Annotated in this window: 13 protein-coding genes; 6 read left to right on the top strand and 7 right to left on the bottom strand. The window is 74.5% G+C overall.

Annotation, left to right across the window (positions count from 1 at the left end):
* Positions 1-91: 91 nt before the first annotated feature.
* Complete coding sequence (locus ABZ920_RS07690; protein WP_361499850.1) at positions 92-1,591, bottom strand: PLP-dependent aminotransferase family protein; 1,500 nt, start codon at positions 1,589-1,591, stop codon at positions 92-94.
* A gap of 100 nt (positions 1,592-1,691) precedes the next feature.
* Between ABZ920_RS07690 and ABZ920_RS07685 the strand changes: the two genes are divergently transcribed.
* From ABZ920_RS07685 to ABZ920_RS07670, 4 genes are all read left to right on the top strand, one after another.
* Positions 1,692-2,360: a hypothetical protein gene (locus tag ABZ920_RS07685; RefSeq protein WP_361499848.1), complete on the top strand. Its 669-nt coding sequence runs from the start codon at positions 1,692-1,694 to the stop codon at positions 2,358-2,360.
* Complete coding sequence (locus ABZ920_RS07680; protein ID WP_361499846.1) at positions 2,357-3,124, top strand: glycerophosphodiester phosphodiesterase; 768 nt, start codon at positions 2,357-2,359, stop codon at positions 3,122-3,124. Before ABZ920_RS07685 ends, ABZ920_RS07680 begins: the two co-directional genes overlap by 4 nt.
* Before the next feature lie 65 nt (positions 3,125-3,189).
* Positions 3,190-4,536 (top strand): MFS transporter, encoded by a 1,347-nt coding sequence (locus tag ABZ920_RS07675; protein WP_361499845.1) that lies wholly within the window; start codon positions 3,190-3,192, stop codon positions 4,534-4,536.
* A 279-nt stretch (positions 4,537-4,815) separates the two neighbouring features.
* The gene (locus ABZ920_RS07670; protein ID WP_009187548.1) at positions 4,816-5,190 is read left to right on the top strand and encodes an RNA polymerase-binding protein RbpA; all 375 of its coding nucleotides are present in this window, start codon (positions 4,816-4,818) and stop codon (positions 5,188-5,190) included.
* Positions 5,191-5,775: 585 nt separating this feature from the next.
* Here ABZ920_RS07670 and fxsA read toward each other — a convergent pair.
* The 4 genes from fxsA to ABZ920_RS07650 all read right to left on the bottom strand — a co-directional run bounded on the left by fxsA (position 5,776) and on the right by ABZ920_RS07650 (position 10,380).
* Positions 5,776-6,330, bottom strand: coding sequence for an FxsA family membrane protein (fxsA, locus tag ABZ920_RS07665; protein WP_361499843.1), 555 nt, complete (start codon positions 6,328-6,330; stop codon positions 5,776-5,778).
* Between the two features lie 206 nt (positions 6,331-6,536).
* Positions 6,537-7,337 (bottom strand): polyprenol monophosphomannose synthase, encoded by an 801-nt coding sequence (locus ABZ920_RS07660; protein WP_361499841.1) that lies wholly within the window; start codon positions 7,335-7,337, stop codon positions 6,537-6,539.
* Positions 7,338-7,871: 534 nt separating this feature from the next.
* The gene (locus ABZ920_RS07655) at positions 7,872-9,485 is read right to left on the bottom strand and encodes an amidohydrolase (protein WP_361499839.1); all 1,614 of its coding nucleotides are present in this window, start codon (positions 9,483-9,485) and stop codon (positions 7,872-7,874) included.
* A gap of 454 nt (positions 9,486-9,939) precedes the next feature.
* Positions 9,940-10,380: an Lrp/AsnC family transcriptional regulator gene (locus ABZ920_RS07650; protein ID WP_361499837.1), complete on the bottom strand. Its 441-nt coding sequence runs from the start codon at positions 10,378-10,380 to the stop codon at positions 9,940-9,942.
* Between the two features lie 271 nt (positions 10,381-10,651).
* Here ABZ920_RS07650 and ABZ920_RS07645 point away from each other — a divergent pair, with 271 nt between their 5' ends.
* Positions 10,652-11,095 (top strand): hypothetical protein, encoded by a 444-nt coding sequence (locus tag ABZ920_RS07645; RefSeq protein WP_361499835.1) that lies wholly within the window; start codon positions 10,652-10,654, stop codon positions 11,093-11,095.
* A 288-nt stretch (positions 11,096-11,383) separates the two neighbouring features.
* Positions 11,384-11,632, top strand: a complete 249-nt coding sequence (locus tag ABZ920_RS07640; protein ID WP_361499833.1) for a hypothetical protein — start codon at positions 11,384-11,386, stop codon at positions 11,630-11,632.
* Here the strand turns inward: ABZ920_RS07640 and ABZ920_RS07635 are convergent.
* Both ABZ920_RS07635 and ABZ920_RS07630 read right to left on the bottom strand, forming a co-directional pair.
* A complete protein-coding gene (locus ABZ920_RS07635; RefSeq protein ID WP_361499831.1) occupies positions 11,595-12,767 on the bottom strand; it encodes an acyl-CoA dehydrogenase family protein in 1,173 nt (390 codons plus the stop codon). The genes ABZ920_RS07640 and ABZ920_RS07635 overlap by 38 nt on opposite strands.
* 551 nt (positions 12,768-13,318) lie before the next feature.
* The gene (locus ABZ920_RS07630) at positions 13,319-14,017 is read right to left on the bottom strand and encodes a TetR/AcrR family transcriptional regulator (protein WP_361499829.1); all 699 of its coding nucleotides are present in this window, start codon (positions 14,015-14,017) and stop codon (positions 13,319-13,321) included.
* Positions 14,018-14,047: the final 30 nt, after the last annotated feature.

Below are 14,047 nucleotides of genomic sequence, written 5' to 3'. Positions count from 1 at the left end.
CCGCACGGCAGCCGTCCACCGCTGCCCGGCCCGCACGGCAGCTACCTCTGTGCGCGCCCGTGGCCGCCGCCGGCGCCCACGGGTACGGGCGTCACGCCACGAACGTCCGCGGTGCCTCGCCTCCCGTGCTCCCGCCCGACTCCACCAGCCGCGCCGCCGCCGCCAGCCGCGCCGCGGCCTCCTCGGCCACCGCTCCCCCGACGGTGAACGGCAGCCGCACGTACCCCTCGAACGCGCCGTCGACCCCGAAGCGCGGACCCGACGGGACGCGTACGCCCACCCGCTCCCCCGCCTCGGCGAGCCGGGACCCCGACAGCCCCCCGGTGCGCACCCACAGCGTGAGCCCGCCCTGCGGCACCTCGAACTCCCAGCCGGGCAGCTTCCGCCGCACCGCCGCGACCAGCGCGTCCCGGTTCTCCCGGGCCTGCCCGCGCCGCACCTCCACGGCCTGTTCCCAACCACCGGTGCTGAAGAGCCAGTTCACCGCCAGCTGTTCCAGCACCGGCGTGCCCAGGTCGGCGTAGGCGCGCGCGGCGACCAGGCTGCGGATCACGTCGGGAGCCGCCCGGACCCAGCCGATGCGCATCCCGGCCCAGAAGGCCTTGCTGGCCGAGCCCACCGTGATCACCGTCGACCCGGCCGGATCGAAGCCGCACACCGGCCGGGGCATCTCCAGACCGGGATCGAGGTGCAGCGCGCTCATCGTCTCGTCGACGACGAGCACCGTCCCCGCCGAGCGGGCCGCCTCCACCAGCCGCCGCCGCTGGTCCTCGTCGGCGAGGGCACCGGTCGGGTTGTGGAAGTCGGCGACGACGTAGGCGATGCGCGGCGCGGCCTCCCGCAGCACCTGGCGCCAGCGGTCCAGGTCCCAGCCGGCGAGTCCCTCGGCCATCGCGACGGGGACCAGGCGGGCACCCGCCTCCCGCATCAGCTGCAGGATGTTCGCGTAGCTCGGCGACTCGACGGCGATGCGTTCGCCACGGCCCCCGAACAGGTGGCAGATGGCGTCCATGGCGCCCATGGCGCCCGTCGTCACCATGATCTGCTCGGGCATCGTCGGGATGCCGCGCGCGGTGTACCGCTCGGCGATCATCGAGCGCAGCGCCGGCAGCCCGGCCGGGTAGTCGCCGTGCGTGTGGGCGTAGGGCGGCAGTTCCTCCAGCGCGCCCTGCACCGCCCGGGTGAGCCAGGGCTCGGGCGCCGGCAGCGCGGCGCAGCCCAGGTCGATCATCGAGCCGAGCGACTCGGGCGGCAGCGGCTCCAGACCGCGCGTCGGGATCGGGTTGCCCGCCGGCACGGCGGTCCAGCTGCCCGCACCGCGGCGTGACTCCAGGAAGCCCTCGGTGCGCAGCGCCTCGTAGGCGGCGGCGACCGTGGTCCGGCTGACGGACAGGGCCAGGGCCAGTTCCCGCTCGGCGGGCAGCCGGGCGGCCACCGGCACGCGGCCCTCCAGGACCAGCAGCCGGATGCCGTCGGCGAGCGCGCGGTAGGCGGGCGGGCGGCGCGTGCGGGGACCCGCCGGCCGGTCCTGCTGGGAGTTCAGCAGCCGGGCGAGCTGCGCGGCGCCCACCGCCGAGGTCCACTGGGCCATGACTACCAGTCCACCTTCCCGGAATTGGCCATGGATGGCGTGTCTTTCCACGCCACAGAGTGTCATGCGTCAGGCCACTCACACCACCCAGGGGGATGTCATGTCCGCACGGGAACGCTTCGCAAGACGTCTGGTCCAGCTCTACGCCGGGCTCGTGCTGTACGGCGCGAGTTCCGCGCTGCTCGTCGAGGCGGGCCTCGGCCTGGAGCCGTGGAACGTGCTGCACCAGGGACTGGCCGAGCTGACCGGCCTGACGATCGGCGTGGTGTCGATCGCCGTCGGCGCGGCGGTGCTGCTGCTGTGGATCCCGCTGCGCCAGCGCCCGGGCCTCGGCACGGTCCCCAACGTCTTCGTCGTCGGTCTCGCCATGGACGGCACGCTCGCCCTGGTGCCGGACGCGCACGCCCTGGCCCTGCGGGTTCCCCTGCTGCTGGCGGGCGTCCTGCTCAACGGCGTGGCCACCGGTCTCTACATCGCCGCCCGCCTCGGGCCCGGTCCCCGCGACGGGCTGATGACCGGACTGCACCGGCGCACGGGCCGCTCGATCCGCCTGATGCGGACGGGCGTCGAGGTCGCGGTCGTCGTCACCGGCTTCGTCCTCGGCGGCACGATCGGCGTGGGGACGCTCCTGTACGCCGTGGCCATCGGCCCGCTGGCCCAGCTCTTCCTGCGCGTGTTCGCCGTCCCCGCGCCCGCCGTCCCCGCGCCGTCCGGCGGCAGCACGGCCGTTGCCCCGGTGGCACCCGAACGGGCGATACTGCGTCCGTGAGCCCCCTCGTACGCCACCCGTATCTCGACCACCCGGGCCCCCTCCCCTTCGCGCACCGCGGCGGGGCCGCCGACGGCCTGGAGAACACCGTGGCGCAGTTCCGGCGGGCGGTGGAGCTCGGCTACCGCTACCTGGAGACGGACGTCCACGCCACGGCGGACGGCAGACTGGCCGCCCTGCACGACGCCACGCTGGACCGGGTGACCGACGGCGCGGGGCGCATCGCGGACCTGCCGTGGGCGGAGGTACGGCAGGCGCGGGTGGCGGGCCGCGAGCCGGTGCCGCTGTTCGAGGAACTGCTGGAGACCTTCCCCGGGGTGCGCTGGAACGTCGACGTGAAGGCGGAGGCCGCGCTGCTTCCGCTGCTGGAGCTGATCGAGCGGGCCGGCGCCTGGGACCGGGTGTGCGTCGGCTCGTTCTCCGAGGGGCGCGTGGTCCGGGCCCAGCGGCTGGCCGGGCCCCGCCTGGCGACCTCGTACGGCACGCGCGGGGTGCTGGGGCTTCGCCTGCGGTCCTGGGGGCTGCCGGCCGCGCTCCGCCGGTCCGCGGTCGCCGCGCAGGTCCCGGTCTCCCGGTCGGGCGTGCCGGTGGTGGACGCACGGTTCCTGCGCGCCGCGCACGCGCGCGGGCTGCAGGTGCACGTCTGGACGGTGAACGAGCCCGCGCTGATGCACCGGCTGCTGGACCTCGGCGTCGATGGCATCATGACCGACCACATCGACACGTTGCGCCAGGTCATGGAGGAGCGGGGCGTCTGGGCCTGAGGGCCCGCGGCAACCTGGTCCCCGGGGGCCGGCGCGGCACCAGCAGCGGGGAAGCGAGGGCACGGGTGGGCACCGACACCGTGCGGGAACCGGCGGCCGGCGCGGTCGCCGGACGGCGCCGTGAGCAGCGGGGCTGGTACGTCTACGACTGGGCGTGCTCCGTCTATTCGACGAGCGTGCTCACCGTGTTCCTCGGCCCCTACCTGACGGCGGTCGCCGAGTCGGCGGCGGACCCGGAAGGGTTCGTGCACCCCCTGGGCGTTCCGGTCCGGGCGGGGTCGTTCTTCGCCTACTGCGTGTCGGCCTCCGTGGTGCTCGCCATCGTGGTCATGCCGTTCGCGGGCGCGGCGGCCGACCGCACGGGGCGCAAGAAGCCGCTGCTCGCGGCGGCCGCCTACACGGGCGCCGCGGCCACCGCGGGGCTGTTCCTCCTGGACGGCGACCGGTACCTGCTGGGCGGCGTCCTGCTCGTCCTCGCGAACGCGTCGCTGGCCGTCTCGATGGTCCTGTACAACTCCTACCTGCCGCAGATCGCGGAGCCCGAGGAACGCGACGCGGTCTCGTCCCGGGGGTGGGCCCTCGGCTACGCGGCCGGCTCCCTGGTGCTGCTCGCGAACCTGGTGCTGTTCACCGCACACGACTCCTTCGGCGTCTCCGAGTCCATGGCGGTGCGGATCTGCCTGGCCTCGGCGGGGGTGTGGTGGGGCGCCTTCACCCTGGTCCCGCTGAAGCGGCTGCGCGACCGCCGGGCCGGGCCCGCGGCCGCGCCGGTGCACGGCTGGCGCCAACTGGCGGCCACGGTCCGGGACATGAAGGGCAAACCCTTCACCCTGGCCTTCCTGATCGCCTACCTGATCTACAACGACGGCATCCAGACGGTGATCTCGCAGGCGTCGGTGTACGGCTCGAAAGAGCTGGGCCTGAGCCAGTCGACGCTCATCACCGCGGTGCTGATGGTCCAGGTGCTCGCGGTGGCGGGGGCGCTGGGCATGGGGCGGCTGGCCCGCGCCTACGGGACGAAGCGGACGATCCTCGGCTCCCTCGTCGCCTGGACGGCCACTCTGGGCGCGGGGTACTTCCTGCCCGTCGGCGCCCCCGTGTGGTTCTTCGTGCTGGCCGCCGGCATCGGGCTGGTCCTCGGCGGCAGCCAGGCACTGTCCCGGTCGCTGTTCTCGCACCTCGTGCCGCCGGGCAAGGAGGCCGAGTACTTCTCGGCGTACGAGATGAGCGACCGCGGCATGAGCTGGCTGGGGCCGCTGCTGTTCGGGATCACCTACCAGCTGACCGGGAGCTACCGGGACGCGATCGTGTCGCTGGTGGCGTTCTTCGTGATCGGCTTCGCCCTGCTCGTCCGGGTTCCGGTGCGGCGGGCGATCAGCGATGCGGGGAATCCGGTCCCCGAGCGGATTTAGCGCTCGGCGTGAAAGGGCTGTAGTGTACGCGTTTGGCCTGCCAGGCGTACCGTTACTGCGCGTCGAAGTTCCCGAAACGCTGGGTGACATCTCCTTGCAGAGGTGACAAACCGGGCGCCGGTGGGTACTGCACTGGTTGACAAAGGCTGCGGCTACGACGGCGACGCATGGCCCGAAACGGGACTCGGGACGGGAATCTTTACCGCCGACCGGACGTTGACCGGATGACGACGACAGCGACACCTGTCCTGTGGGCGACAAGCCCGGGAGGCACGATTCATGAGTGAGCGAGCTCTTCGCGGCACGCGCCTCGTGGTGACCAGCTACGAGACGGACCGCGGCATCGACCTGGCTCCGCGCCAGGCCGTGGAGTACGCATGCGAGAAGGGGCACCGCTTCGAGATGCCCTTCTCGGTCGAGGCGGAGATTCCGCCGGAGTGGGAGTGCAAGGTCTGCGGGGCCCCGGCACTCCTGGTGGACGGCGACGGCCCTGAGGAGAAGAAGGCCAAGCCGGCGCGTACGCACTGGGACATGCTGATGGAGCGGCGCACCCGTGAGGAGCTCGAAGAGGTCCTCGAGGAGCGTCTCGCCGTCCTGCGTTCCGGTGCGATGAACATCGCTGTTCATCCCCGGGACAGCCGCAAGTCGGCTTGAGGTCCCGGAAGCGCTCGGCCTGACGCAGCGCACGCCATGACCGCGGGCGCCGTACCTCATGTACGGCGCCCGCGGTCTTTGCTGTCGGCACGCTGCGGCGTCTTCGCGGGGGGCGGCTGCGGTGCCTTGGCGGTGGGCGCCTGCGGCGGGCGGCTTCGGCGCCGGGGGCGCAGCCGCGGGGCCGCGCCCACGCCGGGGTCGGCGCGGCCGCCCGCCGGTCGGCGCCCGGATTACGACCAGGACAGCGCGCGAGTGGCGACGGGCCGCATCCAAGGGACAACCGGGCCGCCGCCCGAGGCGCAAACGGGCCGCACCCGGGGGACTACCGGGACCCGGGAGACGACCGGGACTGCACCCGAACGACGACCGGGCCGCACCCGGGAGACGACCGGGACTGCACCCGAACGACGACCCGGCCGCGCCTTAGGGACGACGGGACCGCGCCCGAGGGAGGCCGGACCGGGGATCCGGCTGGTCGGGCGGGCCCGAGCCCGGCGGTTGCGACGAGACCCGAGCCCGGCGGTTGCCGACGAGACCGGCACCGGGCCCAGCGGTCAGGCCGGAGAGCGCTCCCCGCCGCCACCGTCAGCGGTCCAGCGGTGGGTACTGCTCACGCGGGGTGTCGCCGGGCTCCTCGCGGATCACCTCGCCCTGGACGACCTTGCCGTCGGGGCGGTGGATGCGGGCCTGCTGGAAGGCGTCGCCGAAACCGCCGGGGGCGGACGCACGCAGCCGGCGGCCGAGCGTGCGCTCGGTGCGGCGGCCGACGGCCTTCTGGACCTGCGGGACGAGCAGCAGCAGGCCCAGCACGTCCGAGATCAGGCCGGGGATCATCAGCAGCAGACCGCCGAGCATCATCCAGCCGTTGCCGCCGCCGCGCGCCGGGGCGCCGTCGGCCCGCAGCGCCTCGCTCAGGTTCCGGAAGGCACGCCGGCCCGCGCGCTTGATCACCACCGCGCCGAGCAGGAAACCGGCGGCCAGCAGCAGGAACACCGTGAATCCGCCCGCCGCGTCCGCGACCAGCGTCAGCAGCCAGATCTCCAGCACCAGCCACACGGCGACACCCACCGGCAGCCACGAGCGGAGCCGGGAGCGGCGGGGCCGGGCGGCGGAGGAGGAGGTCGGAAGGCCAGTCGTCATGCGTCAAGTGTGCCTGGCCCCGGCTCGGCCCGGGACGAGGGGGACCGAGCGGCGGCCGGCCCGCCGGTCAAGCGGTGCCGCCAGGTCCCGTCGACAGCGGCGAGGCGGAGGAGGACGCCGACACCCAGCGCCGGCAACCGGCGGCCACGCGGCGGCTGTCCAGGCCGGGCCCGCGACGCCGGGCTGAGCCGAACGACAGGCCCTAGCTAGCCCTGGGCGCGGGTGTCGCGGCCCGCGATCCTGGCCACCCGCTCCCCCACGCCCCACGACGTGACCCGCCACAGCGCCTCGATGAGGATGTCGCGGCTCATCTTGGAGTCGCCCAGCTCCCGCTCGACGAACGTGATGGGCACCTCCACCACGTGGTAGCCGGCCTTCACCGCGCGGCGGGCCAGGTCCACCTGGAAGCAGTAGCCCTGCGACGCGACCTCCTCCAGGCCGAGACCTTCGAGGGTCTCGCGCCGGAAGGCGCGGTAGCCGCCGGTGACGTCGCGCAGCGGCAGGTCCAGGGCCATACGGGAGTAGAGGCTGCCGCCGCGGGAGATGAACTCGCGGCTCTTGGGCCAGTTCACCACCCGGCCGCCCGGCACCCACCGGGAGCCGAGCACCAGGTCCGCTCCCTTCAGGGCGGTCAGCAGCCGGGGCAGTTCCTCCGGCTGGTGGGATCCGTCGGCGTCCATCTCGACCAGCACGCCGTAGTCGTGCTCGAGGCCCCAGCGGAAGCCCGCGAGGTAGGCGGCGCCCAGGCCCTCCTTGCCCTTGCGGTGCAGCACGTGGACCTGGTCGTCACCGACGGCCAGTTCGTCGGCGAGCTTGCCGGTGCCGTCGGGGCTGTTGTCGTCGGCCACGAGCACGTGCGCCTCGGGAACCGCCTTGCGCACCCGGCCCACGACGGCCTTGATGTTCTCCGCCTCGTTGTAGGTCGGGATGATCACCAAGGCCGTGCCGAGCGGGCCGAACTGCCTCTGCTGGGCCGGTGCCACGAGGTTCCCGTCGCCGTCGTTCACTGCTGCCCCTTCATGTACGTACGCAGGGCACCACCATAGTGGCCGCGGCCTGCGAGGACGCGACGGCACGGGCGTCGGGCGGCGTCGGTCCGGCCGGAGCGGGGCAGGAACTTCCCTTTTGCCTCCGTGTGCCCTGCGGAGGGGGCCCGGCGCCCTTCGGGCCGACCTGGGACCCGCTGGCTGCGGATCGACCGAGAGCCGTTGTCTACTGAGCGCCCGGGCCCCACCCGGGTCACCCACCCTGCCGACCGTCCGGAACGCTCCCCGTCGGCGCGGGCGCTGGGCCTGGCTCCCAGTGACGGTGACCTGGTGCGGCACACCGTCCCTGACCCAGCGGCGCTGCGACGCCTGCGCGGAAGTCCCCCGGTCGGGCGTCCGGTGGTGGACCCGGCAGAACCTACCGGCCCTCCGCGGCGGCCTGTCAACAGACGCTTGAGCTGCGCGGACACCCGCCGGAGCGCGGACAGGGCGGAGGATGCGCAGGTCGCGTGACGGAGCGGCGGGCGTTCGGGGCCGCTCCACCGCCCCGGCAGATCACTCGCCCGGCCGTACGAACACCGTCCGTCCGCCCACGACGGTGCGCAGGCAGACGGGCAGGTCGCGGCCCGGGGTCAGGTCGGGCAGCCCCGGCGTGCCGGACCGCGGGTCGGTCGACCAGCGGGCCACCCGGTCGTCGGGCGCCTGGACCACGAGCTCACCGGTGCGCCACACGGCGTAGTCGGCGGGTGCGCCCGGCACCAGGACGCCCGCGTCGTCCCGTCCGATCGCCCGCCAGCCGCCGCGCGTGTGCGCGGTGAAGGCCGCGCGTACGGAGACGCGGTGCTCGGGCGTGTGGTGGAAGGCCGCCGCCCGGACGGTCCCCCAGGGGTCCAGCGGCGTCACGGGGCTGTCGGAGCCGAACGCGAGCGGGACGCCGACGCGCAGGAGGGCGGCGAAGGGGTTCAGCGTCCTGGCCCGCTCGACGCCGAGCCGCTGCGCGTACATGCCCTCCTCGCCGCCCCACAGCGCGTCGAAGGCGGGCTGCACGGACGCGGTCAGGCCCAGTTCGGCGAAGGCCGCGACGGTCTCCGGCGTGAGCATCTCGGCGTGCTCCACGCGGTGCCGGGCGGCACGGACCCGGGCCAGGCCCACCTTGTCGGCGGCGGCGCGCGTGCCCTCGACCACGGCGGTGACGGCGGCGTCCCCGATGGCGTGGAAGCCCGCCTGGAGCCCCGCCTCGGTGCAGGCGGCGACATGGGCGGCGACGGCCGCCGCGTCGAGGTAGGCGGTGCCGGCGTGCCCGGCGTCGGCGTACGGCTGGTGCAGGCAGGCGGTGTGCGAGCCGAGGGCGCCGTCGACGAAGAGGTCGCCGGCCGCTCCCGCCGCGCCCAGCTCGCGCGCCCGGGCGACGCCCTCGTCGCCCGCTTCGGCCCAGTAGCCGACGACGCGCGGGCCCGGCTCCTCGGCGGCGATCCGCAGCAGGTCCTTCAGGTCGTCATCGGAGGAGATCTGCGGGCCGGCGCACTCGTGGACGGAGCCGATGCCGACGGAGGCGGCGTGGGCGAGGGCGGCACGCTGGGCCGCGGCGCGCTGGACGGGCGTGACGGCGCCGAACGCGGCCGTGCGCACGGCGTGGTGGGCGTCGGCGGTGAGCGGGCCGTCGGCGACGGCGCCGAGTGCGGGGACGAGGTCGAGCAGCGCCGTGGTGACGACGGCCGAGTGCACGTCGATCCGGCTCAGGTAGAGCGGGCGCCCGCCGGTCGCCTCGTCGAGCTCGGCGCGCGTCGGGGGCCGGCCGCCGGGCCAGCGGGCCGCGTCCCAGCCGTGGCCGAGCAGAACGAGGTCGTCGGGGCGGGCGGCGGCGAAGTCCCGCACCAGCGCGAGGGCGGCCTCCAGGGACGGGGCCGAGGACAGGTCCAGACCGGTGAGCGCAAGCCCGGTGGCGGTGGTGTGCACGTGGGCGTCGGTGAACGCCGGGGTGACCAGGGCGCCGTCGAGGTCGACCACCTCGTCGACGCCGTCCGCGAAGGCGTCGGCCGCGCCCTCGGAACCGACCCAGGCGATCTGCCCGGCCTCCACGACCATCGCCGTGGCGAACGGGTCGGCGGGACTGTGGACCTCTCCGCGGCGGAGCAGGACGGTCTTCGTCGAGGTGGTGCGCTCACTCATGGGGACAGTCTCTCCCCTGCCGCGCGCCGCCGGGCGGGCAGGTCGCCCACAGGCGCGCGCCGCCCGGTCGCGGGCGGGCCGGGTCCCCGCCGCCGGGCTCGCACGTGGGCCGGGACGGCGCCTCCCGGTGAAGGACGCCGACCGGATCCGCGCCTCCCGGTCGGGTCGGTGAACGCGCGTGGGCCGTACTCGCCGCCCGACACGAACGCCGAACGGATCCCCTCCGCCCCCTACGGACGCCGAAGGATCCCCGCCGCCGGCCCGCGGGCGCGTCACGCACGCCGCCCGGTGCGTACGCGGGTCACGCGCGCCGCCCCGTGCGGAGGCGGGTCACCTGCGCGGAGTCCGCTGCGCGGGCCGGCCGAGTGCGCGCAGGCCGGTGGACGGGCGGATCAGGTGCGCGCAGGCCGGTGGACGGGCGGATCAGGTGCGCGGAGGCCGGTGCTCCGGAGGGTCAGACGCGCGGAGGCCGGGCCTCGTACGGCGTCGACAGCACCACCGTGGTGCGCGTCGACACGCCCGCCAGCGAGCGCACCCGGGCGAGCAGTTCCTCCAGTTCGTGCGGGGTGGACACCCGCACCTTCAGGATGTAGTTCTCGTCGCCCGCGACGCTGTGGCAGGCCTCGATCTCGGGCACCCCGGCGAGGCGCTCCGCGATGTCGTCGGGGGCGCTGGGGTCGAACGGCTTCACCGAGATGAAAGCGGTCATCGGGAGCCCCACGGCCTCGGGGTCGACGACCGCCGCGTAGCCGCGGATGACGCCGCGCTGCTCCAGCCGCCGCACCCGCTGGTGCACGGCCGACGTGGACAGTCCCGTCGCCTTGCCCAGGTCGGTGTAGCTCATCCGCCCGTCCTTGACGAGCAGCTGCACGATCTGTCGGTCCAGCTCCTCCATGGCGCTAGAACCTACAGGGCGCCCGATCCCGTCGGGTACTCGGCGGCGCAGGCCATGCCCGGTTCGTGATGTGCCGGGCGGCGGCGCGGGAGCCGTTCGCGGGCCGCGGCACGGCGCAGCGGACGGGCCGGGGATGCCGTGTGACGAACGCCACAGACCTCGCCGCACGACTCCGTGATGTCCTCGCGATTACGCCCCGGGCCTGGAGGGAAGTGCTTGCTGTGGTCGAGGCCGCAGCGCCTTCACGGCCCAGCCCGAGGGGGAGAATCCCATGCAGAGTCTTAAGCGCCCAGGTCGTTCCGCGTCCAAGCGGCAGCAGCCGGTCGTCGTCGAGCCCGAGCCGGAGGGCGTCGAACCCGACGCCACCGACGCGTTCGACGAGGCCGACGCCTACGACACCTTCGAGATGTTCCGGGTGATCTGCCCGGAGTGCGCGCAGCCCATCGCACTGCTGGCGGACGAGGAGGTCCTGCCGGAGCACGCGCTGTGCGCCTCGCCGTGGAACCCGTTCGGCCTCACGGTCTGTGCCGGCACCGGCCGCCGGGCGTCCGACGCCCGTCCCGCGGACGAGTCCCACCGGCCCCAGGAGCGGGACACCGCCCTGCTGCTGACGCTCCCCCAGGGGCTCGACTGGCGGATGCAGCCCTTCTCGCACGTCGGCGGACCGGGCTCGCGCCCGATGCGGGTGCCGGCGATGCGCCGCCACGCCGCCTGAGCGGTTTCCGCCCGCCTCCCGTGATTCCCTGCACCATGGCGCCCGGGTGCCGTGGTGCAGCACCGGTGTGCCCGACCCGCCACGTCCGGCCGTCGCGTCGCCGGCCCGGAGTTCACCTCGCGGCAGGAGCGACGGAAACGAGCCACCTCGTGACGAGTCGTCACATGACAAAAGGGACAAGGCGGTTGACGCGTGACGTGCGTTCCGCCGGGCGGCATGGACGACCGTGAACGCACGCGCGACTGCCCGCGGCGGTGACCTGTCCGCCCCACGCGCCGTTGCCCGGACATGAGCTCCCGACCCACGGCCACGGGACACCGGCGCCGCACCCTGGTGACGGCGCCCGCGGAACCGGCTGCCCCGGGGCCGCCGCAGCGCCAGGACCCGCCGATCTACCGCGACCTGCTGCGCACGTGGGCCGACCGGGGCCGCACCCTGCCGGGGCGCCACGATCCGGAGTGGGTCCGGCTGGCGGCGCCTCCGGCCGGCCTCGGGCAGGTCAGCGGGTCTCGGGACCCGCGACGTGACGGGCGATGACCATCCGCTGGATCTGGTTGGTGCCCTCGACGATCTGCAGGACCTTGGCCTCCCGGAAGTAGCGCTCGGCCGGGAAGTCCGCCGTGTAGCCGTATCCGCCGAGCACCTGGACGGCGTCCGTGGTCACCTTCATGGCCGTGTCGGTGCAGAACAGCTTGGCCATGGCCGCCTGCCGGGCGAACGGCAGGCCCGCTTCCCGCAGGCGCGCCGCCGTCAGGTACAGGGCGCGGCCGGCCTCGATCTGCGTCGCCATGTCGGCGAGCATGAAGCGCAGTCCCTGGAAGTCGGCGATCGGCCGCCCGAACTGCCGCCGCTGGGCGGCGTAGGTGACCGCCTCGTCGAGCGCCGCCTGGGCGACGCCGATCGCGCAGGCCGCGATGCCCAGCCGTCCGGAGTCGAGGGCGGACAGCGCTATGGCGAAGCCCTGCCCCTCCTCGCCGATGCGCCGCTCGTCGGGGATCCGGACCCCGTCGAGGTGGATCTGCGCGGTGGGCGAGCCCTTGAGGCCCATCTTCTTCTCCGGCGCCGCGGCGCTCAGGCCCTCGGCGTCACCGGGCACCAGGAAGGCCGTGATGCCGCGCGGGCCCTCGTCGCCGGTGCGCGCCATGACCGTGTAGAAGTCGGCGATGCCGCCGTGCGTGATCCAGGCCTTGGTGCCGGTCAGCACCCAGTGGTCCCCGTCCCGGACGGCCCTGGTGCGCAGGGAGGCGGCGTCCGAGCCGGAGGACGGCTCGGACAGGGCGTACGCGCCGACGAGGCCGCCGCCGAGCATCGCGGGCAGGTGCTCGACCTGCTGCTGCTTGGTGCCGTGGGCGGCGAGGGCGTAGGAGGCGAGCGTGTGGACGCTCAGGCCCAGGCCCACGGTGAGGCGCGCGGCGGCCAGCTCTTCGAGCACCTGCAGGTAGACCTCGTACGGCTGGTCACCGCCGCCGTACTCGGAGTCGTACGGCAGGCCGAGCAGGCCCGATTGCGACAGCAGGGTGAAGAGCTCGCGCGGGAAGCGCCCGGCGTCCTCCTCCTCGGCCGCCTTCGGAGCGATCTCACGCTGCGCGATGTCACGGACGAGCGAGATCAGGTCCCGGGCCTCGTCCGTGGGCAGTTGCCGGTCCACCGGCTGCGGGGCGCGGTCGGTCATGGCGACGCTCTCCTCCCTTGTCGGGCACATCGGCGGACGTGCGCCTTGGGTGGGGGCGGCTCCGCCGGGTCTTCCTGGGCTCGGCCGTCGCTCGCACTTCCGGGTCACGGAAGCTGCTGACCAGCGGCTGGGCTGTGAGTATGCCCGATCGGAGCGACGGCGTCACCGGTTAACGACCGCTTACTTCGAGAAAAAGGATAGGCGGTGCGGGCCCGCGCCGCACCAGGGAGCGGAGCGCGGTGACACTCCTGTGATCCGGAGCCGGCAGGCGCCCCCCGTCGAGGCGCGGCCGGGTCTGCCGAAGGAGCCGTCGGCAGCACGGCGTACGGCTGTCCGGGGCGTCGCCGGCGGCGCGGGCCGGGGGAAGCGGACCAGCGTTTTCCGGGGCCGTCGCGTCGCCCCTCCGTGGGCTCTCCGGCAGTTCTGGGGCATGCCCGAAGGTGCCATGCCCTGAGGTGCCGGCCCGCGGCCGCCGTGCCTGCGGAAGGGGCGCGACCTCCAGTCACCCGCTGCGGGACGTCGCGGACCCGGGCCGCCCCGGACGGAACCCGCTAGGCGCGGCGGCGGGCCGGCTCGGGGGCCGGGTGGGTGGGCTCCAGTTCCCCGATGGCGTGCAGGACGCCGCCGAGGGTCTTCACGAGCAGCGCCCGCATCGTGTCGCGGGACAGCTCGGGGCGGGCGATCCAGTCGAGGGTCGCGCCCTCGACACCGCAGACCCAGGCGAGCAGGCCCATGCGGGCCAGGGGTGCGATCGTGGTGCGGCCGTAGGCGCCCTCGGCGATCGTCGCGACCATCGCCTCGCGCACGCCGTCGCGGATGGCGTGCACCTGGGTGTCGAAGCCGACGCCGCCGCTGACGATGGTGCGGTAGGCGGCCTGGTTGTGCTCGGCGTAGCGCAGGTAGCCGTCGATCGTGCGGTGCACCCGGCCCACGGCCGGCAGGTCCGTGCCGCCCGCCGCGAAGGCGATCAGGTCGGCCACGGAGTCCTCGACGATCGCCAGGTAGTAGCCGCGCTTGGAGCGGAAGTAGTAGTAGATGAGCCCTTTGGCGACGTGGGCCTGCCGGGCGATGTCGTCCATGGAGAGGGCGTCGTAGGGGGTGTCGGCGAACAGCTTCCGCCCGACGGCGATGAGTTCGGCGCGACGTGCCGCGGAACGCTCCGTGCCGCGCGGCCGGGCGGCGGTGCCCTCCGCCGGGGCGGGGTGGCGGGGTGCGGAGGGGGCGGCGTCGCGCGGACGGCTCGTGTGCACGGGGGACCTGATCTTCAACTGGCGGCGGGA

The organism is Streptomyces sp. NPDC046831, assembly GCF_040645305.1.
Lineage (GTDB): Bacteria > Actinomycetota > Actinomycetes > Streptomycetales > Streptomycetaceae > Streptomyces.
Note: the sequence above shows the minus strand (reverse complement) of the source record. Positions and strands in the feature narration are given on the sequence as shown.

Excerpts from the sequence above, each read along its gene's own strand:
- ABZ920_RS07690 (WP_361499850.1), bottom strand. The coding sequence starts at position 1,591 with ATGGCCCAGTGGACCTCGGCGGTGGGCGCCGCGCAGCTCGCCCGGCTG.
- ABZ920_RS07685 (WP_361499848.1), top strand. The coding sequence starts at position 1,692 with ATGTCCGCACGGGAACGCTTCGCAAGACGTCTGGTCCAGCTCTACGCC.
- ABZ920_RS07670 (WP_009187548.1), top strand. The coding sequence starts at position 4,816 with ATGAGTGAGCGAGCTCTTCGCGGCACGCGCCTCGTGGTGACCAGCTAC.
- fxsA (WP_361499843.1), bottom strand. The coding sequence starts at position 6,330 with ATGACGACTGGCCTTCCGACCTCCTCCTCCGCCGCCCGGCCCCGCCGC.
- ABZ920_RS07655 (WP_361499839.1), bottom strand. The coding sequence starts at position 9,485 with ATGAGTGAGCGCACCACCTCGACGAAGACCGTCCTGCTCCGCCGCGGA.
- ABZ920_RS07650 (WP_361499837.1), bottom strand. The coding sequence starts at position 10,380 with ATGGAGGAGCTGGACCGACAGATCGTGCAGCTGCTCGTCAAGGACGGG.
- ABZ920_RS07645 (WP_361499835.1), top strand. The coding sequence starts at position 10,652 with ATGCAGAGTCTTAAGCGCCCAGGTCGTTCCGCGTCCAAGCGGCAGCAG.
- ABZ920_RS07640 (WP_361499833.1), top strand. The coding sequence starts at position 11,384 with ATGAGCTCCCGACCCACGGCCACGGGACACCGGCGCCGCACCCTGGTG.
- ABZ920_RS07635 (WP_361499831.1), bottom strand. The coding sequence starts at position 12,767 with ATGACCGACCGCGCCCCGCAGCCGGTGGACCGGCAACTGCCCACGGAC.